Origin of the sequence: Nocardiopsis mwathae (genome assembly GCF_014201195.1) — a bacterium.
Classification (GTDB): domain Bacteria; phylum Actinomycetota; class Actinomycetes; order Streptosporangiales; family Streptosporangiaceae; genus Nocardiopsis_C; species Nocardiopsis_C mwathae.
Genome location: NZ_JACHDS010000001.1, coordinates 5335318 through 5359665 on the forward strand (window position 1 = coordinate 5335318; position 24348 = coordinate 5359665).

Sequence of the window (24348 nt, forward strand, 5' to 3'; positions counted from 1 at the left end):
CATCTTCGCAGGTCTGTGCCCCGAGCATCGGACCAGGCCCACCACCGCGCACGACTCGGCGCCGATCAGCCCGCCCCGAGGGCCGCCTTCTCGGCGATGTCGGTGCGGTAGAAGGAGCCGCGGAGCTCGATCTTGCCCGCCGCCTCGTAGGCGCGCTCGCGCGCCCGGGTGAGGTCGGGGCCGGTGCCGACCACGTTGAGGACGCGGCCGCCGTTGGACTTCAGGTCGCGGACGCCGCTCCAGGCGGTGCCCGCGTGCAGGACGTAGGCGCCCTCGACCGCGTCGGCGGCGTCCAGGCCGGTGATCGGGTCGCCCTTGGTCGGGTCGCCCGGGTAGTTCTCCGCGGCGATGACCACCGTGACGGCCGCGCCCGGGCGCCAGTCCAGCGAGGTGATGCCGCCGAGCCCGCCGGTGTCGGCCGCCTGCAGCAGCGAGCCGATGGGCGTGGCGAGGCGGTCCAGCACCACCTGGGTCTCGGGGTCGCCGAAGCGGGCGTTGAACTCCACCACCCGCGGGCCGTCGGCGGTCAGCGCCAGTCCGACGTAGAGCAGGCCCTGGTAGCGGTTGCCGCGCCGGGACATCTCCGCCACGGTCGGCCGCACGACCGACTCCATGACCTCGTCGACCAGCCCGGGGTCGATCCACGGCACCGGGGCGTAGGCGCCCATGCCGCCGGTGTTGGGGCCCTCGTCGCCGTCGTAGGCGCGCTTGAAGTCCTGGGCGGGCAGCAGTGGTACGGCGTGGATGCCGTCGCTGAGCACGAACAGCGACACCTCGGGGCCGTCGAGGAACTCCTCGACGACCACGCGGCCGCACTCGCGCGCGTGCCGCTCGGCCAGCGCGCGGTCCTCGGTCACCACGACGCCCTTGCCGGCCGCCAGGCCGTCGTCCTTGACCACGTAGGGCGCGCCGAACGCGTCGAGCGCGTCGGCGACCTGGCCGGGGTTCTTGCAGACGCGCGCCCGCGCCGTGGGCACCCCGGCGGCCTCCATGACCTCCTTGGCGAAGGCCTTGGAGCCCTCCAGCCGCGCCGCCTCGCGGTCGGGGCCGAAGACGGGGATGCCGCGGTCGCGCAGCCGGTCGGCCACACCCTCCACGAGTGGGGCCTCGGGGCCGATCACCACGAGTTCCGCGCCGATCCGGGCGGCGAGTTCGGTGACCGCCAGCCCGTCGAGCACGTTGATGACGTGGTTGTCGGCCAGGGCCGAGGTGCCCGGGTTGCCGGGCGCCGCGTGCAGGTCCCTCACCCCCGGGTCGAGGGAGAGGGCTCGGACGAGTGCGTGCTCGCGGCCTCCGCCGCCGAGGACCAAGGCTTTCACGTAGCGGACCCTTTGTGTTGTCGTGGGGAACGTTGTGAGTCGTGGTGAACGGCTCGCAGGGGTCGGACCTGCGTCGGACCCGAGTCGGACCGGAGGAGGACCGACGTCAGACCAGCGGGCGCAGCTCCAGTGTCTGGTCGCGCCCCGGGCCGACCCCGATGGCCGAGATCTGGGCCCCGGACATCTCCTCCAGGGTACGCACGTAGGCCTGAGCGTTCTTGGGAAGCTCGTCGAACGTGCGGACGTGCGAGATGTCCTCGTTCCACCCGTCCAGGTACTCGTAGACCGGGACGGCGTGGTGGAAGTCGGTCTGCGTCATCGGGATCTCGTCGCAGCGCTCGCCGTCGATCTCGTAGCCCACGCAGACGGGGATCCGGTCCAGGCCCGACAGCACGTCCATTTTGGTCAGGAAGAAGTCGGTGATTCCGTTGATGCGGGTGGCGTAGCGCGCGATGGGCGCGTCGAACCAGCCGCAGCGGCGGTTGCGACCCGTGGTCACGCCGTACTCGCCGCCCTGCCGGCGCAGCCACTCGCCCTGTTCGTCGAAGAGCTCGGTGGGGAAGGGGCCGGAGCCCACCCGGGTGGTGTAGGCCTTGAGGATGCCGATGACCCTGGTGATGCGGGTGGGGCCGATGCCGGCGCCCGCGCACGCGCCGCCCGAGGTGGGGGAGGAGGACGTGACGAACGGGTAGGTGCCGTGGTCGATGTCCAGCAGGGTGCCCTGCGAGCCCTCCAGGAACACGGTCTTGCCGTCGTCCAGCGCCTGGTTCAGCAGCAGCGAGGTGTCGGCGACGTAGGGGCGCAGCATCTCGGCGTACCCCAGGTACTCCTCGATGATCTGCTCGGCGTCCAGCCCCCGGCGGTTGTACACCTTGGTCAGGATCTGGTTCTTGTCGTTGAGCGCGAGCTCGATCTTCTTGCGCAGGATCTTGGGGTCGAAGGTGTCCTGCACGCGCACCCCGGCGCGGGAGATCTTGTCGGCGTAGGTGGGGCCGATGCCGCGGCCGGTGGTGCCGATCCGGCCCTTGCCCAGGAAGCGCTCGCTGACCTTGTCCAGTGCCCGGTGGTAGGGCATGATCAGGTGCGCGTTGGCCGAGATGACCAGCCGCTCGGTGTCGATCCCGCGCTCCTGCAGGCCGCGCAGCTCCTCGAAGAGGACCCCCGGGTCGATGACCACGCCGTTGGCGATGACCGGGGTGACGTCGGGGGAGAGGATGCCGGACGGGAGGAGGTGCAGCGCGTACTTCTCGTCGCCGATGACGACGGTGTGCCCGGCGTTGTTACCGCCCTGGTAGCGCACCACGTAGTCCACGCGGTTGCCGACAAGGTCGGTGGCCTTGCCCTTGCCCTCGTCCCCCCACTGGGCTCCCACGAGTGTGATCGCCGGCATCCGCGTCTACCTCTTCCTTCGTTCGATCCGGCCGAGGACCGTCTCACGGTGTCATGCACACACGTCTAAGGCCCCGGCGCAAGAGTGCGACAGGGGCCCTTGCGAATTGAGACTACATGACGCGGAACCGGCAGGGGAGGTCGGGTCGACCCCGCCCTGCCGGGTCGGCGGGCGTGGATGTGCTGGTCAGAGCGCCTGGGGCGGGTCAGGCGCCCAGCTCGTCGGCGGCGGTGGCGCTGCTGTCGCGCAGGAAGGTCGAGCAGCGCTCGGCCTCCTCCTTTTCGCCGATGGCGTCGGCCGCGGTCGCCAGCATGTGCAGCGAGCGCAGGAAGCCGCGGTTGGGCTCGTGCTCCCAGGGAACCGGGCCGTGGCCCTTCCACCCGGACCGGCGCAGCTGGTCCAGGCCCCGGTGGTAGCCGGTGCGGGCGTAGGCGTAGGTCGCCACCGGGTCGCCGGCGGCGAAGGCCCGTTCGGCGAGCGTGGCCCAGGCCGCGGAGTAGGTCGGGAACCGCGCCGCGACCGCGGCCGGGTCGTCAGGGCTTGCGGCCAGCGCCTCGCGTGCCTCGGTGTGGTCGGGCAGGCGCGTGGACGGGGGTTCTCCGAGCAGGTTCTTGTGCAGGTCCATGCGGTCCATCCTGCCAGCGTCGGCGCGCTGGGCATGGCCGCGCCCCCGGTCCGGCCCGGACCCGGCCCGGACCGGGGGCGCATACTGCGCGAACGCCGTGTGCGGCCGCCCGTCAGGAGAGCTTCTTGCCGGCCGACTTCAGGTGCTGGCAGCCCTCGACGACGCGCGCGGCCATACCGGCCTCGGCGGCCTTGCCGTAGGCGCGCGGGTCGTAGGCCTTCTTGCTGCCGATCTCGCCGTCGATCTTGAGCACGCCGTCGTAGTTCTTCATGACGTGGTCGACGATCGGGCGGGTGAACGCGTACTGCGTGTCGGTGTCGATGTTCATCTTGACGACGCCGTAGTCGATGGCGGCGTGGATCTCCTCGGTGGTGGAGCCGGAGCCGCCGTGGAAGACGAAGTCGAACGGCTTGTCGCGGCCGTGCTTCTCACCGACGGCCTGCTGCGCCTTCTGCAGCACCTCCGGGCGCAGCTTGACGAAGCCGGGCTTATAGGAGCCGTGCACGTTGCCGAAGGTCAGGGCGGTCATGTAGTAGCCCTTCTCGCCCAGGCCGAGCACCTCGGCGGTGCGCAGGGCGTCCTCGGGCGTGGTGTACAGCTTCTCGTTGATCTCGCCGACGATCCCGTCCTCCTCGCCGCCGACGACGCCGACCTCGATCTCCAGGATCGTGCGGGCCTCCTTGGACGTCGCGAGGAGCTCCTCGGCGATCCGCAGGTTCTCCTCCAGCTCGACCGCGGAGCCGTCCCACATGTGCGACTGGAACAGCGGCTCCTGGCCCTTGGCCACGCGCTCCTTGGAGATCTGCAGCAGCGGGCGGACGAAGCCGTCGAGCTTGTCCTTGGGGCAGTGGTCGGTGTGCAGGGCGATGTTGACCGGGTACTTGTCGGCGACGATGCGGGCGTATTCGGCGAAGGCGACCGAACCGGTGACCATGTCCTTGACCGTGGTGCCCGACAGGAACTCGGCGCCGCCGGTGGAGATCTGGATGATGCCGTCGCTCTCGGCCTCGGCGAATCCGCGCAGCGCGGCATGGAGGGTCTGACTGGAGGTCACGTTGATGGCCGGGTAGGCGAAGCCCTGGGCCTTCGCGTGGCCCAGCATCTGCGTGTAGACCTCGGGGGTCGCGATGGGCATGGTGTGACTCCCTGCTTGACCTGGTGTTTCGTCGGATCGCCCCGCGGTGTGACCGCCGGTGCGCTTGCAGCCAGTATTACGAAGTCGGGCGGACGGTAGGGGGTCTAGTCCAAATTGACGTGAGTCGTGGAAAGAGTGCATGGAGAGGGTTAAATACATGGGATCATGGGCTGAAAATGTCGACAATTCGGATAAACCCGGTTGCGCACGGTGGTGAAATCCGTGATTGATGCGGGTCTGTGCCCGCCCGGCGTCGATTGTCAGGGGTGATTCACGCTACATTCGGCTGCGTGGGACGACATCGCAATGATCCTCGCGGCGTTGGCCAGGTCGTGGCCATCGTGGGTGCGGTCGTGCTCTTCATCACCCTGGTCGTACTGGGTGGGTACTTCCTGTACCAGTCGCTGCCTGCGAGCAGCAGCAATGCCGTCATCTCCGAGGGCTCCGAGACGTCCGCCGACGCCAGATCCGAGGCGGCCAAGCAGGAGGTCGTCTACGTCAAGGTCCTCGGCGACTCCAGCGACGTGCTCGTCCGCGTCCCCGGAGGTGACGTTCTCACCGACGTGACCATGCGCCAGGGCCAGTACGTCAGCTTCGACGAGCCGTCCCTCGCCGTCACCATCGGCGACCCGGACGCGGTCGAGGTCTACGTCAACGGCGAGCGGATGAACGTCTCCGGCGAGGAGCCCGGCTACACCTTCACGGCCGAGGCACCCTGACCCCTGGCGGGACCGCGCCCGAAAGGTGCCCCGCGCCGACGGGTTCCGGCCGCAACTCGACGGGGCGCCACCGTCCGACCGGCGACCGGCCCGCCGAGACGGCTCACACGGCTCATACACGTGACCGCCGTGGAAGGCCGGACCCGGCCCTCCACGGCGGTCACGTCCGGAGCCCGGGAAACCCGGACCCCCGTCAGACGTCCAGGTCGGAGGCGTCGAACGCGGTGCGGTACTCCAGCCCCTCCCCGGTGACCTTCTCCTTAGCGCCCCGGTCCACGATGACGGCCACGCCGACGACCTCGGCCCCGGCATCGCGCAGCGCCTCCACCGCGGTCAGCACCGAGCCCCCCGTCGTGGAGGTGTCCTCGACCGCCAGCACCCGGCGGCCGGCGACGTCCGGGCCTTCGATGCGGCGCTGCAGGCCATGTGCCTTACCCGTCTTGCGGACCACGAACGCGTCCAGTCGGCGCCCCCGCGCGCCCGCGGCGTGCAGCATCGCGGCGGCCACCGGGTCGGCTCCGAGGGTCAGCCCGCCCACGGCGTCGTAGTCCAGGTCGGCCGTGGCATCCAGCATGACGCGCCCGACCAGCGGCGCGCTCTCGCCGTCGAGCGTGACGCGGCGCAGATCCACGTAGTAGTCGGCCTCGCGGCCCGAAGAAAGGGTGACCTTGCCGCGCACCACGGCCTTATCGTTGATGTGCCGAAGCAGGTCCTCACGATCGCTCATGACTCCTGAGCCTAGGACCTGCCGATCACCATCCTGAGCAGCCAAGAGGTGCGCATGGCGGATTCGATGACCGGACCGGTGCCGGTACGCGTGGAGGTGACCACCGACGACCGGGCCGCGGCCGCGGAGCTGGCGCGCTCGTCGGTCGAGCGCGGGCTCGTGGCCTGCGCCCAGGTCGGCGGCCCCATCACCAGCCACTACCGGTGGCAGGGAGAGGTGTGTGCCGACGAGGAGTGGACCGTTGTGCTGAAGACCAGCGCCGACCGGCTCGACGAGCTCACCGCGCACCTGGTCGCGGCACACTCCTACGACGTGCCGGAGATCGTCGCCGTCCGCATCGAGGGCGGTAACCCCGACTACCTGGAGTGGGTGGTGGCCGAGACCCGGCCCGACCCGGCGGCGCCGGGCACCCCGGGCGGCGCATGACCCCCTCCACTCTGGTCCTCCTGCACGACCCGGCGTTCACTCCCGAGCGGTGGAGCGAGCCGGCGGCGTGCCTGACCGGGCGGGGCGAGCGCGTCGTGGTCCCCCGGATCACCGACGCCGACCGGCCGCCGTACGCGGCCCGCTACATCGCCCGCGCCGCGCTGGAGATCGCCGCGGCGGACCCCGAGGCCCCGCTGCTGCTCGTCGCCGAGGGCGCCGCCGGTCCGCTGGTCCCGCAGGTGGCGGCGGCGCAGCGGGCCGCCCACCGCCCGGTCGCCGCCTACGTGCTGCTCGACGCCTGGCTGCCGCAGCCGGGCTCGCCCACCCGCGCCGAGCTCGTCGCGGCCCAGCTGCGCGCGGACGACCCCGCCGCCGACCCCGGGCCGCGCCGCCCGCCCGGCTTCTCCACCGAGCCGCTGCCGCTGGTCCAGGACTGGCCGGACGCCCCCTGCGGCTACCTGCTGACCGACGAGCACTACGCTTCCTGCGCCCGGCTGGCCGCCCTGCGCGACTGGCCGGTCGTGACGGCGACCGACGCGGGGGACACCGACCGCGCGGCGCTCGCCGACGCCCTGCTCGACCTCGTCCGCCGCCTGTAGCACCCCCGACCCGCCCGCATCGTCCGTCGATACTCCCGAGATCGACGGCGGGGCAGGGTGAGCGGCGGGCGGATAGGGCGAAATAGGGGAGGCGCGCCCGCCTCCCCATGCGGACGCGCCTCCGGGAACACCGCCGTGCGGCATTCCCTCGATTACCAGTCGGTTGGGAGGGCTGCCTCTGCGAGGAGGCCAGAAAACCGCTCCGTCAACCGTCCGGCAATCCCCGCCGGAGCCGTGCTCCGGCGGGTGCGCCGACCTGCGCCTCCCGCCCCCTCAGCGAGGAGCGTCCGGTCGGCGGACCGCCGGTGTCGGGTCCCGCCCCCTCGACGGGGCCGCGCGACACCGACGGTGCTGGGAGTGTGGTCTCTCGCTATCCACTCATCGGCGGCTTCCCCACTTCGCTGAGGAACGTCAGGGCCTGGTCGAGTTCGTCGGGCAGGACCGTGCTCCACACCTCGGCCTCGTGCCCGCGGCACGGCCCTTCGCGCAGCCGCCGCACGCTCGTGTCCAGCCCGGCGGAGCGACGGGTCAGCACCGCGATACGGGAACGGGTGAGCAGGGTGATCGTCTCTCCGCCGGTGAAGAACCGGCGCAGCTCGTGGCCGAGCACGATCAGCCGCGCGGTGCGCCGCCACGGGTCGATACCCGCGGCCAGCGCCACGACGACCAGTGCGTGGTCGGCCGGCGCCGGAGCCCCCTTCGCAGCCGTCCGGTACACCTCGGCGAGGCGTGTGCGCAGGTAGGCAGGGGTGGTCAGGCCGGTGAGGGGATCCTGGCAGTCGTCGCGGGACCGCCCGCCGTCGACCCACCCCTCGGCCACCGCGGTCATCAGGGCCAGTGGCGGGGCCGACCACCCCAGCACCTCGCCGAGCGCGGTGAAGTCGGCGAGTGTCGTCCCGATGGAGACCCCGGACCGCGCCCGGGCCTGCCCGAAGCGCACGCACGCCGCCGACATGTCGGTCTCCTCGAACGCCGCGGTGCAGAGGGATTCCACGGCCGGGGTCCACCAGTCGTCGGGCGGATCCCACCCGCTCGCCCGACTGCGGAGGCACCACAGCTCGCGCAACCGGCGACTGGATATGATCCGTTCCACCAGTTCAGAGCCCTCCACGTCGATCCCCATCCCGTCTGTGTCCGTTCGCTCGCCCATGTCTGCCCCGCGAAGGCTCCGGGCGGGCCCGCGCCCCCGTTCCGGCGGGCCCGTCCAGCGCCTTCACCCCCGAAGACAGCCATAGGTGGCGGCTATGACGCGAGTTAGAGATATTTTTTTCCTCGGGCCTTCCGCGGGGTGTTCCGGGAGGCCGGTGCCGAGGCGCGATGCCTCGGCGGTGCGGGGCGCCGAGCGAGGGCGCCGCGGGGCCGCACCGGCGGTGGTGAACGTGGCGAACCCAGGGCCGGAACAGCGGAAAGGCAGCGCATGACGGAACCGCAAGGTGATCACACTGAGCTACTCGTCGGTGACGCCGAACTTCTCGAACGGGTCCGAAGCGGAGATACCGCCGCTTACGCCACGCTCTACGAGCGGCACATCGACGCCGCGCGCGGGCTGGCCCGCCAACTCGTCCGCGGCGACGCCGAGGTCGACGACGTCGTCGCCGAGACCTTCACCCGCGTCTTCGGCGTGGTCCAGCGCGGCGGCGGCCCGGTCGACGGCTTCCGCCCCTACCTGCTCACGGCCGTCCGGCACGCCGTCTACGACCGCGCCCGCGGTGAGAAGCGCCAGGTCGTCACCGACGACATCGAGAAGTTCGACCGCGGCGAACCGTTCGTCGACCCCGCCCTGGAAGGGCTGGAGCGCTCCCTGATCGCCCGCGCCTTCCTCGCGCTGCGCCCCGAGTGGCAATCGGTGCTCTGGTACACCGAGATCGAGGGGATCAAGCCCGCCGAGGCCGCGACCATCCTCGGCAAGACCCCGAACAACGTCGCCGCGCTCGCCTACCGCGCCCGCGAGGGCCTGCGCGAGAAGTACCTGCAGATGCACCTGTCGGGCGGCGCCCCCGCCGAAAGCTGCCGCCCGGCGCTCGGCCTGCTCGGCGCCTACGTCCGCGGCGGCCTCGGCAAGCGCGACACCACCACCGTCGACCGGCACCTCGACGCGTGTGCCGACTGCCGCGAGGTCTACGCCGAGCTGATGGACGTCAACTTCGGTCTGCCCGGCATCATCCTGCCGCTGTTCGCCGGACCGGCCGCCGCCGGCTACCTCGCCTCCCTCCCCGGCGGAGCGCTCTCCGGCGGCTGGTGGGGCCGGATGTCCAAGGGCCGGCAGGCCGCGACCGCCGGGGCCGCCGCCACCGCTGTCGCCGCGGCCGCGGTCCTCGCCCTTGTCAGCAACGAGGAGGAGATCCCGACCGCACCCGGGCAGCCACCGGTCGCGGCCGCTCCCCCGCCGCAGGCTCCCCCGCCGAACACCCCGGAACCCCACGCCCCCGACCCGGCCGCACCGGATCCGGAGGATCCCCGGCCCGACCCCCCCGACGCCGAAGAACCGGCGCCCCCGGCCCCCGCGGCCCCGCCCGGCGCCCCTCCCGCCGGTTCGCCGGCCGATCCCCCCGCGGAACCTGCCGCTCCCGGGGCACCGCCCCCGGGGGAACCGGCCGCTCCCGGAGCGCCGCCGCCGGAGGCCGCCGCCCCCGACCCTCCGGCCGTCTCCCCGCCCCCGCCGCGTGAACCCGGCGCCCCCCCGATCCCGCCCCGGGAGCCGGGTGACACGCCGCCCCCGCCCTCGAACCCCGACGTTCCTCCACCTCCGCCACCCACGCCCGGCGCTCCCGAGTTCTCCGCCGAGATCGACCCGGTCGGCGCGCTCGTGCCGGGCCGCCCCGGCATCATCGTCATCTCCGTCCGCAACCTCGGCGCCGACGCCGGCGCCGACGTGGTCGCCGAGGTCGACCTCCCCTCCGGCGTCGCGGTGCGCGGCACGGCGCGCAGGGGCAGTGCGGCGCCGTTCGCCCCCGGCACCGACGGCTGGAGCTGCGCCGCCACCGCCGAGGGCGCCCAGTGCGTCCGCTCCGGCCTCGACTCCGGCACGTCCAGCACCCAGTACCTGGATGTCCTCGTCTCCCCGGCGGCCCGTGCCGGTGCCCCGCCGAGCCTCGCCGTGAGCGCCGGCGATGCCCGGACGACGGCGACCGGCTCGCACGGCGTCGATCCCGGCGGGCAGCCGGCGCGGTTCGCCGCGGCCGGGCAGGTGCGCACCGAAAGCGTCGGAAACGCGCTGCTGACCTGCGAGGACGAGGAGAGGAAGGACCGCTGGCCGTGGTGGCCCGTCGTGCTGAACCGGTCGGCCGACGGGGCCGGACCCTCCGTTTCCCCCGGCCCTGCCGCCCCCGAGGCCGACGAACGGCGGGTGCCCGCCGCACCCTCCGATGCGCCGCCCATCGACCTGCCTCCCGAGGTCGGGGACTCCGCGGTCGACGCGGCCACACCGGACACGGAACCCTCCTCGGATCCCTCGACCTCGGCCCCCGACACCCCGTCCGATGCCGAAAGCGGCCCCGAGGCCCCGGCGCAGGGGCCCGCCGAGGACGAGAAGGCGAAGGAGGGGAAGGACGAGGAGGAGCAGGCGGTCGAGGACATGCTCACCCCGCCCGACGAGGGCGACGGCGCGTGCGCCCAGGCGCTGCGGCGCGAGGGCGACCTGCGCGACAACGACATGTGGGACATGCGCCCGCTGGACCTCGACGGCGACCCCGGCACCACGATGTCCAGCTCGGTCCGGTGGTCCCTGCCCGAGGGCGGCGGCGTCCGCTGGGCCGGGCTCTACTTCTCCGGTTCGGGCATGTCCCCCCGGTCGGCCACGGCCAAGCTGCGCGGACCCGCGTCGGACGCCTACGTCGAGGTCCGCGCCGACGAGGTCGGCCGGGCGCGACTCCCCGGCTACCCCGTCTACCAGGCGTTCGCCGACATCACCGGCATCGTTCGGGCGCAGGGCGGCGGCGAGTGGTGGGTCGCAGACGTCCCGACGAAGACCGGCATGGGCACGTACGCGGGGTGGAGCATGGTCGTGGTGCTGGAGGACCCCGCCGCGCCCTACAACCAGGCGATGGTCCTGGAGACGACCGACAGCGTCTTCCACGACGAGGAGGGCCTGCGCTTCCCCCTGGCCGGACTGCTCCCGGCCGCCGTCCCGGCGACCGTCGACGTCGTCGCGTGGGAGGGCGACGCCGACCTGGTGGGCGACCGGGTGCTGCTCAACGGTGCCGCGCTCACCCCGGAGGGAGGCGATCGGGATCCCGACAACGCGTTCTCAAGCTCCGCGCGCGGCGCCGTCGGCCCGCCGCTGACGTTCGGTACCGACGTCGTCCGGTTCACCCCGACCCTGCCCCGGGACCCCCAGGTCCGCCTGGTGACCCAGGGAGACGCGTTCGTGGCGGGGGTGGTGGCGGTGACGGCTCCGATGCGGACATGACGACAGGCCCGCATCCGAACGACCGCAGATCCCCGCCGCGGACGGGATCCACGCAGCTGGCGGTGGTGACCGGGGCGTCACGTCGGGCCATCGGCTGCCGGAGGGGGCACGCAAACCGAGACAGACTTGGTTAGGCTGTGGCCCGGCCTTGTCTATTGGCCGAGTGCCGATCGTTGGAATGACCCGGTACGTGCCCCCAGGTCCGGGTGACCAGCACAATGGGAAGGGGCGGTGTCGCGTGGATCGCTGCGCGCTGTTCGTGGACGCCGGCTACCTCCTTGCCGACGGTGCGATGGCTGTGCACGGAACCCGCAACCGGGATTCCGTGTCGTGGGATTACGCGGGACTCGTTCAGCTCCTCAATGAGGTGGCGCGTGACCGCACGGGACTTCCTCTGCTGCGCTGCTACTGGTACGAGGCGACGGCCGACGGCCGCCGCACCCAGGAGCAGGACGGCATCGCGGACATTCCCGGCATCAAGTTCCGAGCCGCGCGTATCCGTCCCGGCAGACGGGAGGGCGTCGAGAGCTATGTGCAACGGGACCTGACCACCCTCGCGCGCACGGGTGTGCTGTGCGAAGCGGTCCTGGTCAGCGGTGACGAGGACATGGCACAGGTCGTGTCGGACGTCCAGGACCTCGGAGTGCGGGTCACCGTCGTGCACATCTCCGTCGAGGGCAACTGGACCATCTCGCGGGCGCTGCGCCGCGAGTGCGACGACCTGATCGAGATCGGGGCCGGGCACCTGCGCCCGTACGTCAACCTCCTCTCCGCCACCGGCGGCGAGTCGACCGAGACCACCACCCCGCTCACCAACGGGCGCTCCCGCAGCGGCCCGGACGTGACGCGCCGCCCCGTCACCGCGACCGCCGCGTCATCCCGGGTGGAACCCGCGGCCGCCGACTCGGGCGGACTGGAGGCGATGTTCGCCTCCACCGGCGCCCAGCAGGCGATGACCGGCAGCGCCATGGACCAGTTGCGCGCCATGCGCCAGAGCATCGCCCAGCAGCGCGGCGACCACCTCGCGCCGCAGGCCGGCGCGGACACCGGCCGCGCCAACCCGTCCGGGCCCATCGACGCCAACGGATTCCCGTCCGGCGGGTACCCGCCGCCGCAGCGCAGACGCGGTGAGGAGCCCACCGGCGGCCAGCCGTCCATGCTCGCCAATCCGCCCACCGGGCCGCAGACCGGCTTCGGCGGAGTCGGCGGTGGAACCGGGGCGCACCCCGGGATGCGCGACGTGGTGCAGAACGGCTACGGCGGACCGGGGCAGGGCGGCGGGGCCACCGGCCACCAGCTGGGCGCCCATCAGCAGAGCGGGCACCAGCCCCCCGGCCACCACGACCCCATGATGGGCGGCGCGGCGGGATACGATCGGGGGGCACCGCCGGGCCGTGGGGCACCGCCACCGGGGGTCGACCCACGGGATCCCCGCTACCGGCCGCACACCGGCGAGAATCCGGCGTACGGAGGTAACACCGGCCCAAACCCTACCTTTGGGGCCAGCACGGAAACTGAATCCGGATTCGGCGGATCACACGGACCACCTCCGGGACCCGGATCCGCCGCTGGCCCCCGCCTCGAACAACCCGCCGCTCACGGCCCCTACGGCCCCACACCCCCGGGAGTGGGCCGCCTCGGGCCCGGAGCGGCATCGGCATATTCGATCGACGACGCCGTGAATGCCGCGCGCCAGGAGGGGAACGACTTCGCCGAGTCGATCGCGCGGGACGCGCCGACACTGTGGTTGGAGGCGGTGCTCGCGAGTCGTCCGCGAATGCCGTCCGACCTCGAAGCACGGCTGCTGCAGGGGTCGGCGCTGCCGATCGACTTCCTGCTGCGCGACGAAGTCCGCGACGCGCTGCGGAACGGCTTCTGGAGTGCCCTGGAACGTGCCCGCGGCTGACAGGACACCGAATCCGGGGCCGCGGACGCGAACAGGGACCTAGGGAGGCTGGCAGTGACCCGCGTGACCACAGCCGATCTCGACCGGCTGGAATTCAGGGCGGTCCAGTCCGGCGACCACACCGACGCCGCACGGGAACTCATCGCACTGGCCAACCGGGTCGAGTCCGACAGTGAGATCTCCCGCGCCGAGCTCTTCGTGCGGGCAGGCGAGCAGTGGGAGATGGCCCAGGAGTTCGACCGGGCCACCGCCGCCTACCAGCGCGCCATCGACGACGGCGGCATCACCGTCATCGACGCCCGCGCGCTGCTGGCGGGGGCACTGCTCGAACTGGACCGCACCGAGGCCGCCTACGCGCAGCTGGAGCGGCTGCGCGGCGAGGGCCCGCGCAACCTGCCCACCTACATCACCATCGCCGAGACCCTGCAGGCCCACGGCGACCTGCGGGGCGCCCACGACTGGTCGACGCTGGGCGTGGAGCGGTTCCGACACCAGGACGTCTCGCCCTACGTGCACGACCTGCTCATGGAACTGGTGCGCACCCGCTTCCGGATCCGAATGGACCTGAACCTGACCGAGGACGCCCTGGACCGCCTCCTCGACGACGAGTAGCCCCCGCTCCCCGTTGATCTGGGCGGAGTGCACCGAATAGTCGGCGGCGGTATCGGGTGCACTCCGCCGAGATCAACGGAAGGGGCGGAGCAGTGCCCGGCCGTGGGCGTAGGCGTCGGCCAGGCTGCCGCCGCTATAGGTGACCCGCGCGATACCGTCCAGATGGTGGTCGGTGCTGCCTGCGCGCTCACATTCCTCGCTCGCTTTGCCGACGATGAGTGTCGGCCTTCGGCTAGTCGTCATCGTCAGCTCCGCTCACTGCGTCGTGTTCGCGTCGTAGTTGACCGCCACCGAGTGCGCCAAATGGCGGAAGAGCGGAGCGTCCGACATCGAGTCGCCGTAGGCCACGCACTGCTCGCGCGCGATGCCGGTGCGGCGCAGCACCTCCTCCACGATCCGCGGTTTGTCGGCGGGAGTGAGAATGTTCTCCGGCACCGGTGGTTCGGTGAACGGCAGCGCCGGGAACCGGGAGGCGACGACCTCGTCGAAACCGAAGTCGAGCAGCCGCTCGGCGTAGAAGTCGGGGGACATGGTGATCACCAGCGAACGCCCGCCTTGCGCGCGGATATCCCCGCACACGTCGGCGATTCCGTCGAGGAAGGGGCCGTCTCGGAACGCCTGTTCGACGAGCCCGTCGGTGAGCATCGGCCAGATCCCGGGCAGCGCGGCCGCGAAGCCGCGGGTGTCGATCTCGCCGTCGGCCAGGGCCCGTTCCAGGGCGCGCAGTTCCGCCCGGGTGCCGGTGACCCGTGCGATCTCCAGGCTGGCGCTCGTACCCTTGAGCAGGGTGCCGTCCATGTCGAACACGTGCAGGTGGTTCATCGCGCTGTCGGACACACCCTCTCGTGTATCACGGACCCAGAACGCTCCGCGACCTGATTTTCACCCCGACACGCCCCTATGTTGAGGTGTTCCCGATCGGCGGCCACAAGATGTAGTATCTCTCCCGCTGATGGTTCACCAGCCCGTCGCGTCGTTCGACGGGGGTGAGGCAAGAGGGAACCCGGTGCGAATCCGGGACTGCCCCGCAGCGGTGAGCGGGAACGAACGCCATCCCGACGGCACTGGGCGCCACGCCATGGCCCCCGGGAAGCCGATGGCCGGTAGGCGGAGGACCAAGGCCCCACACGGGCCGCAGCGCGCCCTCCAACGCCCGCGAGTCCGAAGACCTGCCATCGGTGTGTACGCGTCCGGCGTGCACGGTAACGGGGCTTCGAGGGCGGGCCGCCGCGACGAATCAGGGGATGAACCTCCCGCCGAACACGGTGCGGGACGGTCTGTTCCCGCGTGTTCTGGTGCGCGCCGACCTTCGACACCCCAACCGGTTGTCGTCTACCTGGTTGGAGCCACCATGACCCTCGATCTCGACGTTGCCGCGGCACAGCCCGCGCGCGCGGTTCCCGCGAGCGATCCGATGGAGCGGGTCAGGCAGGTCGTACACGAGGCGTGCGCCGGGCTGACGGGGGTGTCGGCCGAGACGGTCATCGAGGAGACACGGCGCGGCCTCTACCCGGGCATCGGCCCCGCGGAACTGGAGCTCGCGCTGGTCATGGCGGCGCGCACGTTCGTCGAGGCCGACCCCGGCTACTCGCACGTCGCCGCCCGCCTCCTGCTGGACAAGCTCCGCCGCGAGGCGCTGACCTTCCTCTCCGGCACCTTCGACGAGGCCGACCAGGCCCAGATGGCCGACCGCTACACCGACTACCTCAAGGCCTATGTCACCCGCGGCGTGGAGCTGGGCCAGCTCGACCCGCGGCTGGCCACCTTCGACCTCGCCCGCCTCGGCGCCGCCCTGCGTCCCGAGCGCGACCTGGACTTCACCTTCCTGGGCCTGCAGACGCTCTACGACCGCTACTTCCTGCACAGCGGCGGGACGCGCTACGAGCTGCCGCAGGCGTTCTTCATGCGCGTCGCCATGGGCCTGGCCCTCAACGAGGACGACCGCGAGGCGCGCGCCATCGAGTTCTACAGCCTGCTGTCGTCGTTCGACTTCATGTGCTCCACGCCGACCCTCTTCAACGCCGGCACCCAGCGTGCCCAGCTGTCCTCCTGCTTCCTGACCACGGTCGGCGACGACCTGCAGTCGATCTTCCACGGCATCAGCAACAACGCCCTGCTGTCCAAGTACTCCGGCGGCCTGGGCAACGACTGGACCCCGGTCCGCGGCATCGGCGCCCACATCAAGGGCACCAACGGCCAGAGCCAGGGCGTCGTCCCCTTCCTCAAGATCGCCAACGATACAGCCGTGGCTGTCAATCAGGGTGGAAAAAGGAAGGGCGCCGTCTGTGCGTACCTGGAGACGTGGCACATCGACATCGAGGAATTCCTCGACCTGCGCAAGAACACCGGCGACGAGCGGCGCCGCACGCACGACATGAACACCGCCAACTGGGTGCCCGACCTGTTCCTACAGCGGGTCGAGGCCGACGGCGAGTGGACGCTGTTCTCCCCCGACGAGGTGCCCGACCTGCACGAGAAGTACGGGACCGCGTTCGCCGAGGCCTACACCGCCTACGAGCGGGCCGCCGACGCCGGCGAGGTCAAGGTGTGGCGGCGGGTGCGCGCCGTCGACCTGTGGCGGCGCATGCTCACCATGCTGTTCGAGACCGGGCACCCCTGGATCACCTTCAAGGACCCGTGCAACCTGCGTTCGCCGCAGCAGCACACCGGGGTGGTGCACTCGTCCAACCTGTGCACCGAGATCACGCTGAACACCGACGCCGACGAGGTCGCCGTGTGCAACCTCGGCTCGGTCAACCTCGCCCAGCACGTGACCGAGGACGGTATCGACGCCGAGCGGCTGCGCCGCACAGTGCACACCGCGGTGCGCATGCTGGACAACGTCATCGACGTGAACTTCTACACGATCCCCGAGGCCGAGCGGGCCAACATGCGGCACCGGCCGGTCGGCCTGGGCCTCATGGGCTTCCAGGACGCGCTGTTCAAGCTGCGGCTGCCGATGGCGTCGCAGGGCGCGGTGGAGTTCGCCGACGAGAGCATGGAGCTGATCTCCTACCACGCCATCACCGCGTCGACGGACCTGGCGGCCGAGCGCGGCGCGTACGCGACCTTCGACGGCTCGCTGTGGAGCAAGGGCGTGCTGCCGATCGACTCGCTGCGCCTGCTCGGCGAGGCGCGCGGCGGCGACCTCGACGTCGACACCACGGCCCGGCTGGACTGGGAGAACCTGCGGGAGCGGGTGCGCACCGTCGGGATGCGCAACTCCAACGTCATGGCGATCGCGCCGACGGCGACCATCGCCAACATCACCGGCGTCGGCCAGTCGATCGAGCCGATCTACCGGAACCTGTACGTGAAGTCGAACATGTCCGGCGACTTCACCGTCGTCAACCCCTACCTGGTGCGCGACCTCAAGGAGCGCGGACTGTGGGACGACGACATGGTCGCGCGGCTCAAGCTGTACGACGGCAGCCTGGGCGCGATCGACCGGGTGCCCGGCGACCTCAAGGACCTGTACGCCACCGCGTTCGAGGTCGATCCGTCGTGGCTGGTCGACGCCGGCTCGCGTCGCCAGAAGTGGCTCGACCAGGCACAGTCGCTCAACCTGTACATGGCGGCGCCGAGCGGCCGCAAGCTCGACGAGCTGTACCGCCGGGCCTGGCGCAAGGGGCTCAAGACCACGTACTACCTGCGCTCGCAGAGCGCCACGCACGTGGAGAAGAGCACCCTGAAGGGAACCGACGGCAAGCTGAACGCGGTCGCCGCCACCCCGGCCGCTCCCGCTGCCGCGCCGTCGCCCGCCCCGGCCCCGGTCCCGGCGGTGTCGCCGTCCCCGTCACCGGCGCCCGCCCCCGCGCCCGAGCCCGCCTCCACGGCTCCCGACATCGACCCGGACGCCGCCTCCTCCTGCTCCATCGACGACCCCGACTGCGAAGCCTGCCAGTAGAAGCGTCCGCAGCCGCCCTCCGCAGACCCGAAGGATCCGAACACCCCATGACGACGACCCACGAACCGGACACCACCGGCCTCGGCGCGATCGAGCGCGACGCCGAGCGCGTCAACGTCGACGACAAGGCGATGATCAACGCCCGCGCCGACGTCAACCAGCTGCTCCCGCTCAAGTACACCTGGGCGTGGGACAAGTACCTGGCCGGGTGCAACAACCACTGGATGCCGACCGAGGTCGCCATGCAGGCCGACATCGCGCTGTGGAAGTCGCGGGACGGCCTCACCGACGACGAGCGGCTCATGCTCAAGCGCAACCTGGGCTTCTTCGCCACGGCGGAGTCGCTGGTGGCCAACAACATCGTGCTCGCGGTGTACCGGCAGCTGACCAACCCCGAGTGCCGCCAGTACCTGCTGCGCCAGGCCTTCGAGGAGGCCGTGCACACGCACACCTTCCAGTACATCTGCGAGAGCCTCGGCCTGGACGAGGGCGAGCTGTTCAACATGTACCGGGAGGTCCCCTCCATCACGGAGAAGGACGCGTGGGCGCTGAAGTACACGCAGAACCTGGAGGACCCCGACTTCCGGACCGGGACGCCGGAGGCGGACCAGGCGTTCCTGCGGGACCTGGTGGCGTTCTACGTGATCTTCGAGGGGATGTGGTTCTACACCGGCTTCGCGCAGATCCTGTCGCTGGGACGGCGCAACAAGATGGTCGGCATCGCCGAGCAGTACCAGTACATCCTGCGCGACGAGTCGATCCACCTGAACTTCGGGATCGACGTGATCAACCAGATCAAGATCGAGAACCCGCACCTGTGGACCGAGGAGTTCCAGGCCGAGGTGCGCACCATGCTCACCGAGGCCTGCGCCCTGGAGGTCGCCTACGGGCGGGAGACCATGCCGCGCGGCATCCTCGGCCTCAACGCCGACCTGTGTGAGCAGTACATGCACTTCATCACCGATCGCCGCGCCGAGCAGATCGGCCTGGCTCCGATCTTCGGCCGGACGGAGAACCCGTTCCCGTGGATGTCGGAGATGATGGACCTGAAGAAGGAGAAGAACTTCTTCGAGACCAGGGTCATCGAGTACCAGACCGGCGGCGGGCTCGACTGGGACTGATCGGTCGGCAGGCCACCGGCGGGGTCCGGTGCGGCGGGTTGCCCGCCGCACCGGACCCTTTTCGTGTCCGACGCGACACGCGCGATCGACGCATTACACCCTAAACCATCCACCGTTCATATAACTTTATTACGTATACAGATGGAATCGCCGGCGGATGGAGAAGGGATGGCCGCCATGGCCAGGGCACGACTGCACGACGGAAGCCGGATCGAGTTCGAGGTGAGCGGCACCGGCCCCGCCGTGCTGCTCCCGGTCGACCCGCGGCCGGCCGAGGAGGAGAAGGCCGACGAGCTGCGGACGTGGGGCGTCGACCCCGCGCTGGGCCGCTCCCTCGTCGACGGCCTGACCGGTGCGTTCCGCGTGGTGGCCTTCGACTACGAGGGGCACGTCATGGCGCACCCGAAGCCCGACACGCTCACGCCCAAGGCCGTCGCCGCCGACATCCTCGCCGTCGCCGACGCGGCGGGCGCTGACCGGTTCGCCTACTACGGCTACTCGTGGCTCGCCCTGAGCGGACTCCAGCTCGCCCTCCGCACCGACCGCCTCACCGCTCTGGCCATGGGCGGCTTCCCTCCCCTGGACGGCCCGTACGCCGAGATGCTCCGCGTCACGACGGCGACCCACGCCATGACCACGGGCGAAGCGGCGACGGCCGCGGGCGGCGACGACCGGCCGACCGACGTCCCCGAGGCCGAGCCGGGCGCCGAGTGGGGCGAGTCCGCAGACAGCGGAGAGTTCGACTGGGACTCCGTCGACGTCACCATGAGCGCGTCCCAGACCCGCCAGTTCGTCACCCTGTACGAGGCCCTGGCATCCTTCGACGACCGCGCGGCCCAGCAGGAGGTGGGGTGCCCCCGCCTCTGCTTCGCCGGTACGGCCGACACCATCCGCTACGGCCCCCGCTGGGGCGACGTCGTCGTCGACATCGCCGGCATCCTCACCGCAACCCGCCCCGAACTCCGGTCCCTCGGCTGGGAGGTGCACCTTCTCGACGGCCTCGACCACACCGCAGCCATGCAGCCGGACCAGGTCCTCCCGATCCTCCGCCCCTGGCTGGAGGCGAACGCTACCGTGTGACCCCGGTGCACCTCCACCGCCGCACAGGCCCCGTGGAATGATCCATGGGCAGGCATGAGTCGGCTTCGACCGTGAACGGGGGACGATGTTCGCGATATCCCTGGGCGACGACGGCGCGGAGCTGCGCCCGCTGGAACCGTGGCATGCCGAGGAGTTCCTGGCCCATATGGACCGGGGGCGGGACTTCATCGGGCAGCACATCGCGCTGGCCGACGCGGTGACGGATCCGGTGTCCAGCCAGGCGTTCCTTCGCATGTACGCGGAGAAGGCCGCAGCCGACACCGGCCGGATCTACGGCATCTGGGCGGAGGGCGCGCTGGTCGGCGGTGTCCTCTTCCGAACCATGGACGTTCACCTCGGCGTCGCCGAGGCGGGCTGCTGGCTGGAGCCGTCGGCGGTCGGCCGAGGCCTGGTGACGCGGGCCGCCCGAGTGATCATCGACTGGGCCATCGAGGAGCGCGGCATCCACCGCGTGGAATGGCGCGTCTCAGCGGACAACACCGCCAGCATCGCCGTCGCCCAACGCCTGGGCATGGTCCGGGACGGCGTGCTGCGGGAGAGCTACCCGTACCGCGGCAAGCGTCTCGACATGGAAGTCTGGTCAATCCTCGCCCCCGAATGGCGAGACACCACACAGCAGTCACAGGCCATGTGACAGCCGAAAATCCTTTCGCCGGATCTCTATTCCAGTACCTTCTCTGGTCGACCAGGGGGTGCAGGATCTCGCGCCGGGTGTGAAGGAATGGACGACTTCTAGCTCGTTTGATGGTTCATCGGTGCTGTGCAGAACTGGTGACATTCCTCTCCGGAGGGCCTCCGAACAACGAAAACAATCTCCCTGATCCGGATGATCGGCGAGCGCATTGTGACGGGAACTCTTAGTCCGTCATGCAGCGGACGCTCTGCCCTTCGAGGGTCAGATCTCTGTATCTTCTCGCATGGCGCAGTGAATGCTTTCCAGGTGTCAGTCTTCGGGCCGGGGAACAGGATTCAGCGCGAGGGCTGTGGCCAAGGCTCCTCCCCACCACAGTTGGTACCAGAAGACGTCGTGCGCGTCGCTCCAGGGAAAGGTTCCCACTGCGGTACCGACCAGCATGCCTATGGCAAGCAGCCGCACCCCGTACAGCGTGTAGGAGTACGGACCGGGAACGTCCCGGGCGAATACGCAGGCGGCCAGTGTGATCCCTGCCAGAGTCAGGACGATCAAGAAGACGCGGTGGCTCACCGGATCAGGCAGTGGCTCGCCCCAACCCCAAACTACGAGCGTCAACGTCGCGACTGTGACAAAGATACCTTTGAAAAGTGCAGGGACCCCCGAGGATCGCTGAGTGGTATCGGTCGTTGCATGGCCGAGGCGGCTGTTCATGACGGAACCTTTCGTTGAGCGTAGACCTCTACTTGCACGACGGATGGTATCGGCACGCCTTCCGATTGCAGCACCTCTTGAGTGGCAGGCAAGGAGCGCACGCGAGGATGACGCACGCGATACATGATGGCACGGCGATGTCGGCTTGGCCGAGAATATGCAGGCTGTCTTGGTCTTCGCCGAGCCGGAGAAGCATGGATCGGCGCCGCGTGGTGTCGCCTTGCCGTGCCTCATAGAAGGCTACGGACTCATCACCCTTCTGTCGTAGCAGAGCAGTAAGTTCCCCACCTCCCTCGATCCGGTGAGTCATGCCCTTGAGATCTTCGTCTTCGCCCGTCCCCAAGGATTTCTGAATGTCAAGGGGGCCATCAGGAAGCTCACTGGTGAGAAGCCGCCGAGAAGTCGTGGAGCCTTCCGCTCTTCGCCATGCCCGCTGAGATTCCTTCGTGGTCAGCTCACGAGCTACATCCAGCGTGAGCCGAGCTGCTGGTCAAGTCCAGCATGCGAGTGGAGAGTGCGGTGGCGGGTCGGCCGGATGTGGACGCTCGGTAGCGCCGGGCCTAGAGGACGTTTCGGGAAGTCGAATCATGAACAGTTTTCCGGCGAGATGATTTGGTCGCGCTTCGCGCGCTTCTTCTTGTGCTGATTCCCTGCGGCGAGGGTTTCCCCCCCACTGTCCGCCATTGTGGTGTGGGTATGTGAGGAGGCTCTCTCCCTGCTCGTTCCGGCGATGGCCATGGGATTTTATTTCGCAGATCGGACATCGCCGGATGCTTGCCCATGATCATCGCGTGGAAATTGGTGCAAATCGGGCATTTTGACTCCTTTGTTCGCGGTGATCTGCAGTCAGGAGTGCGCCGGGGCGGTCGTCCATGAATCGAAATGTCGGACGCGACTGGCACCATGGCAGATTCCAGTTTCCCTTCCACTCCGGAGGTACCCATGGCCCCCCGAAACTTCTCCGGACAGTTCTCGGATTGGCCCATCCACGTGATCATCGCGGTAGTGATTCTGTTGTTCATCGTCGCGATCAGCTGAAACCGACGCGTGGTTCTCTCCGCCGACGTTTCACCGGTCGACCCTGTGACCGGTGAGGGCCCGACGGGTGAGGGGCCGGGGGGCGGTGCCACTGCCCCCGGCCCCTCACAACTCACTGCGGAGTGCGGGTCTCCCGATCCAGGTCAGGCGGCCGGGAGGGCTTCCTGTTCCTGGGCGTCGAGCATGTCCTGGGTCTGTTCGGTCAGGGGTTCGTCGGCGTCCGGGGCGTCGGCGTCGACGTCGGCTCTGGGGACGCCCGGGCAGGTGGTGGTGCTGCCGGGCAGGATGCCGTCGATGAGGTAGTCGTCGATCTGCTCGGTGACGCAGGCGTAGTCCTCGCCGCCGTAGTAGCCGTGGTGGCCGTCGTCCTCGACGATGATGAGGCTGTTGCGGAGCCGCTTGGCCATCGCCGGTCCGGCCTCGTAGGGGGCCTGGGGGTCGTACTCGCCCTGGACGACCACGCCGGTCGGGTAGCCGTCGCGTTTCACGTCCACGAGTTTCTCGGGCCGCTCGTAGGAGAGGAAGGTGCACGGGTTGGGCGCGGCGACGCTGACACCCCAGCCGTAGGGGTGGTTCTCCCGGTAGTCGCGCATGTCGCGGTAGTAGACGTTGAGGTCGGTGGGCCAGTCGGCCTCGCACAGCACCGTGCTGTAGGTGCCGTTGACCAGCTCTTCCCGGGTCTTGGTCGCCACGAGCCCGGCGGCTTCCGCGGCGTCCTCGGCGTCGGCCTGGGCGTCGGCGTCGGGCTCCTCGTCGTCCTCGTCGAGTGGGACGCCGTCGCGCAGCTTCGTCAGGATCTCCGCGAGCATGGTCCACTCGCCCTGCCACCGGGAGAGCGCGCCGACGAAGGCGTCGAACTCGCTGCGGCCGAAGCCGTCGACCGGTTCTTCATGCAGCTGCTGGGCCAGGTCCTCGATGAGGCCGCGCACCGCCTTGGCGTCGGCGCCCAGCCCGAGCTTGTCGTCGTTGTCCGCGGCCCAACCGGAGAACCGCTCGACGTTCTCGGTGAACGTCTTCGAGGTCTCCAGGAAGTCGTCGCGCCAGATGAGGTCCGGGTTCATGGAGGAGTCGAGGACGCTGCGGTCCAGCTGCCCCGGGAAGAGGCTGCCGTAGACGGCGCCGAGGTAGGTGCCATAGGAGTAGCCGAGGAAGTTGGTCTTCTCTTCCCCGAGCACGCCGCGGATGACGTCCATGTCGCGGGCGGTGTTCGCGGTGCTGATGTGGGGGCGCAGCGACCCGCCGAACCGGTTGCAGCCCTGCTCCTCTGAGCGTGCCGTCTCGGCGAAGTTGTGCAGTTCGGCGTCGGTGGGCCGGGACGGCAGATCGTAGTCGGCGGGGTCCGGCGCCGAGCAGTTGAGGTTGGTGGACTGCCCGACTCCGCGCGGGTCGAAGCCGATGAGGTCGTAGACTTCGCCGATCTTCTGGTCGCCGAGGTAGGCCGGCATCTCCAGCCCGGGGCCGCCCGGCCCGCCGGGGTTGAGGAGGAGGATGCCGCGCCGGTTCTCCTCGTCGGTGGCCTTGCGTCGGGAGATCGCGACGCGGATCTTCTCGCCCTTGGGGTTGGCGTAGTCCATCGGGACGGTGATTCTGGAGCACTCCAGGTCCTCGGCCTCCGTCCCCTCCTCTCCTTCTCCGATCTCGCAGGGTTTCCAGGAGATTTTCTGCTGGTAGAAGCTCTTGAGCTCGGGGGCGACGGCGTCGTTCGGTTCGGCCGCGGCGGGCGGTGCCCAGGCGAGCACACCGCCCATCGCGACGAGGCCGAGCATGCTCCCGGCGGTGCCGAGGCGCCTGCCGGTTCTGCTGCTGAAGTCCACAGCCTGTCCTTCCGGTGGGGATCGCCGGCCTCACGCGCTGTGACGCGAAAGGGGCGATGTCGGATGCGACGGTGGACGAGCCTAGGCAGGCCGGTGTGCCGCGCGGAACCGCTGAAAGTTGTAGTTCTTGTGGCTAGAACGGTGGTCGGTGCCGGA

20 protein-coding genes and 1 riboswitch are annotated in these 24348 nt (G+C 70.2%); of the genes, 10 read left to right on the forward strand and 10 right to left on the reverse strand.

Annotation, left to right across the window (positions count from 1 at the left end):
* Window positions 1-65 precede the first annotated feature (65 nt).
* From purD to fbaA, 4 genes are all read right to left on the reverse strand, one after another.
* Window positions 66-1319 (reverse strand): phosphoribosylamine--glycine ligase, encoded by a 1254-nt coding sequence (gene purD, locus HNR23_RS23385; protein WP_184078774.1) that lies wholly within the window; start codon window positions 1317-1319, stop codon window positions 66-68.
* Between the two features lie 106 nt (window positions 1320-1425).
* The gene (locus tag HNR23_RS23390) at window positions 1426-2709 is read right to left on the reverse strand and encodes an adenylosuccinate synthase (protein ID WP_184078776.1); all 1284 of its coding nucleotides are present in this window, start codon (window positions 2707-2709) and stop codon (window positions 1426-1428) included.
* A gap of 205 nt (window positions 2710-2914) precedes the next feature.
* A complete protein-coding gene (locus HNR23_RS23395; protein ID WP_184080778.1) occupies window positions 2915-3334 on the reverse strand; it encodes a DUF3151 domain-containing protein in 420 nt (139 codons plus the stop codon).
* Window positions 3335-3446: 112 nt separating this feature from the next.
* Window positions 3447-4469 (reverse strand): class II fructose-bisphosphate aldolase, encoded by a 1023-nt coding sequence (gene fbaA / locus HNR23_RS23400; protein ID WP_184078778.1) that lies wholly within the window; start codon window positions 4467-4469, stop codon window positions 3447-3449.
* Window positions 4470-4801: 332 nt separating this feature from the next.
* On the opposite strand from fbaA, the gene HNR23_RS23405 reads away from it, so the two are divergent.
* Window positions 4802-5188 (forward strand): RodZ domain-containing protein, encoded by a 387-nt coding sequence (locus tag HNR23_RS23405; protein WP_184080780.1) that lies wholly within the window; start codon window positions 4802-4804, stop codon window positions 5186-5188.
* A 193-nt stretch (window positions 5189-5381) separates the two neighbouring features.
* Here the strand turns inward: HNR23_RS23405 and pyrE are convergent, their stop codons facing one another.
* Window positions 5382-5915 (reverse strand): orotate phosphoribosyltransferase, encoded by a 534-nt coding sequence (pyrE, locus tag HNR23_RS23410; RefSeq protein ID WP_184078780.1) that lies wholly within the window; start codon window positions 5913-5915, stop codon window positions 5382-5384.
* Window positions 5916-5969: 54 nt separating this feature from the next.
* On the opposite strand from pyrE, the gene cutA reads away from it, so the two are divergent.
* Window positions 5970-6341: a divalent-cation tolerance protein CutA gene (cutA, locus tag HNR23_RS23415; RefSeq protein ID WP_246421841.1), complete on the forward strand. Its 372-nt coding sequence runs from the start codon at window positions 5970-5972 to the stop codon at window positions 6339-6341.
* Entirely contained in the window at window positions 6338-6940 is a 603-nt protein-coding gene (locus HNR23_RS23420) for a hypothetical protein (protein WP_184078783.1), read from the forward strand. The genes cutA and HNR23_RS23420 overlap by 4 nt, the downstream gene beginning before the upstream one ends.
* Before the next feature lie 370 nt (window positions 6941-7310).
* Here HNR23_RS23420 and HNR23_RS23425 read toward each other — a convergent pair whose 3' ends face one another.
* Window positions 7311-8090: a hypothetical protein gene (locus HNR23_RS23425; protein WP_343070684.1), complete on the reverse strand. Its 780-nt coding sequence runs from the start codon at window positions 8088-8090 to the stop codon at window positions 7311-7313.
* A gap of 267 nt (window positions 8091-8357) precedes the next feature.
* Here HNR23_RS23425 and HNR23_RS23430 point away from each other — a divergent pair, with 267 nt between their 5' ends.
* The 3 genes from HNR23_RS23430 (at window position 8358) to HNR23_RS23440 (ending at window position 13866) form a co-directional block, all read left to right on the forward strand.
* Window positions 8358-11348 (forward strand): sigma-70 family RNA polymerase sigma factor, encoded by a 2991-nt coding sequence (locus HNR23_RS23430; protein ID WP_184078785.1) that lies wholly within the window; start codon window positions 8358-8360, stop codon window positions 11346-11348.
* A gap of 238 nt (window positions 11349-11586) precedes the next feature.
* Entirely contained in the window at window positions 11587-13254 is a 1668-nt protein-coding gene (locus HNR23_RS23435) for an NYN domain-containing protein (protein WP_184078787.1), read from the forward strand.
* Between the two features lie 54 nt (window positions 13255-13308).
* Window positions 13309-13866, forward strand: a complete 558-nt coding sequence (locus HNR23_RS23440; protein ID WP_184078788.1) for a hypothetical protein — start codon at window positions 13309-13311, stop codon at window positions 13864-13866.
* A gap of 72 nt (window positions 13867-13938) precedes the next feature.
* Here HNR23_RS23440 and HNR23_RS23445 read toward each other — a convergent pair whose 3' ends face one another.
* Both HNR23_RS23445 and HNR23_RS23450 read right to left on the reverse strand, forming a co-directional pair.
* The gene (locus HNR23_RS23445; protein ID WP_184078789.1) at window positions 13939-14109 is read right to left on the reverse strand and encodes a hypothetical protein; all 171 of its coding nucleotides are present in this window, start codon (window positions 14107-14109) and stop codon (window positions 13939-13941) included.
* A 12-nt stretch (window positions 14110-14121) separates the two neighbouring features.
* Window positions 14122-14703 carry an HAD family hydrolase gene (locus HNR23_RS23450; protein WP_343070685.1) on the reverse strand — a complete coding sequence of 194 codons (582 nt, stop codon included), beginning with the start codon at window positions 14701-14703 and terminating at the stop codon, window positions 14122-14124.
* Window positions 14704-14802: 99 nt separating this feature from the next.
* Window positions 14803-15057: riboswitch (cobalamin riboswitch) on the forward strand.
* A gap of 160 nt (window positions 15058-15217) precedes the next feature.
* Here HNR23_RS23450 and HNR23_RS23455 point away from each other — a divergent pair.
* The 4 genes from HNR23_RS23455 (at window position 15218) to HNR23_RS23470 (ending at window position 20629) form a co-directional block, all read left to right on the forward strand.
* Window positions 15218-17773 carry a ribonucleoside-diphosphate reductase subunit alpha gene (locus HNR23_RS23455; RefSeq protein WP_184078790.1) on the forward strand — a complete coding sequence of 852 codons (2556 nt, stop codon included), beginning with the start codon at window positions 15218-15220 and terminating at the stop codon, window positions 17771-17773.
* 47 nt (window positions 17774-17820) lie between these two features.
* Entirely contained in the window at window positions 17821-18894 is a 1074-nt protein-coding gene (locus HNR23_RS23460; RefSeq protein WP_184078791.1) for a ribonucleotide-diphosphate reductase subunit beta, read from the forward strand.
* A gap of 177 nt (window positions 18895-19071) precedes the next feature.
* A complete protein-coding gene (locus HNR23_RS23465) occupies window positions 19072-19974 on the forward strand; it encodes an alpha/beta fold hydrolase (RefSeq protein ID WP_184078792.1) in 903 nt (300 codons plus the stop codon).
* 85 nt (window positions 19975-20059) lie between these two features.
* On the forward strand, window positions 20060-20629 hold the full coding sequence (locus HNR23_RS23470) for a GNAT family N-acetyltransferase (protein ID WP_184078793.1): 570 nt from the start codon (window positions 20060-20062) through the stop codon (window positions 20627-20629).
* A gap of 309 nt (window positions 20630-20938) precedes the next feature.
* On the opposite strand, the gene HNR23_RS23475 is transcribed toward HNR23_RS23470, so the two are convergent.
* A complete protein-coding gene (locus tag HNR23_RS23475; protein WP_184078794.1) occupies window positions 20939-21340 on the reverse strand; it encodes a hypothetical protein in 402 nt (133 codons plus the stop codon).
* A gap of 1181 nt (window positions 21341-22521) precedes the next feature.
* Window positions 22522-24192, reverse strand: coding sequence for an alpha/beta fold hydrolase (locus HNR23_RS23480; protein WP_184078795.1), 1671 nt, complete (start codon window positions 24190-24192; stop codon window positions 22522-22524).
* Between the last annotated feature and the right edge of the window lie 156 nt (window positions 24193-24348).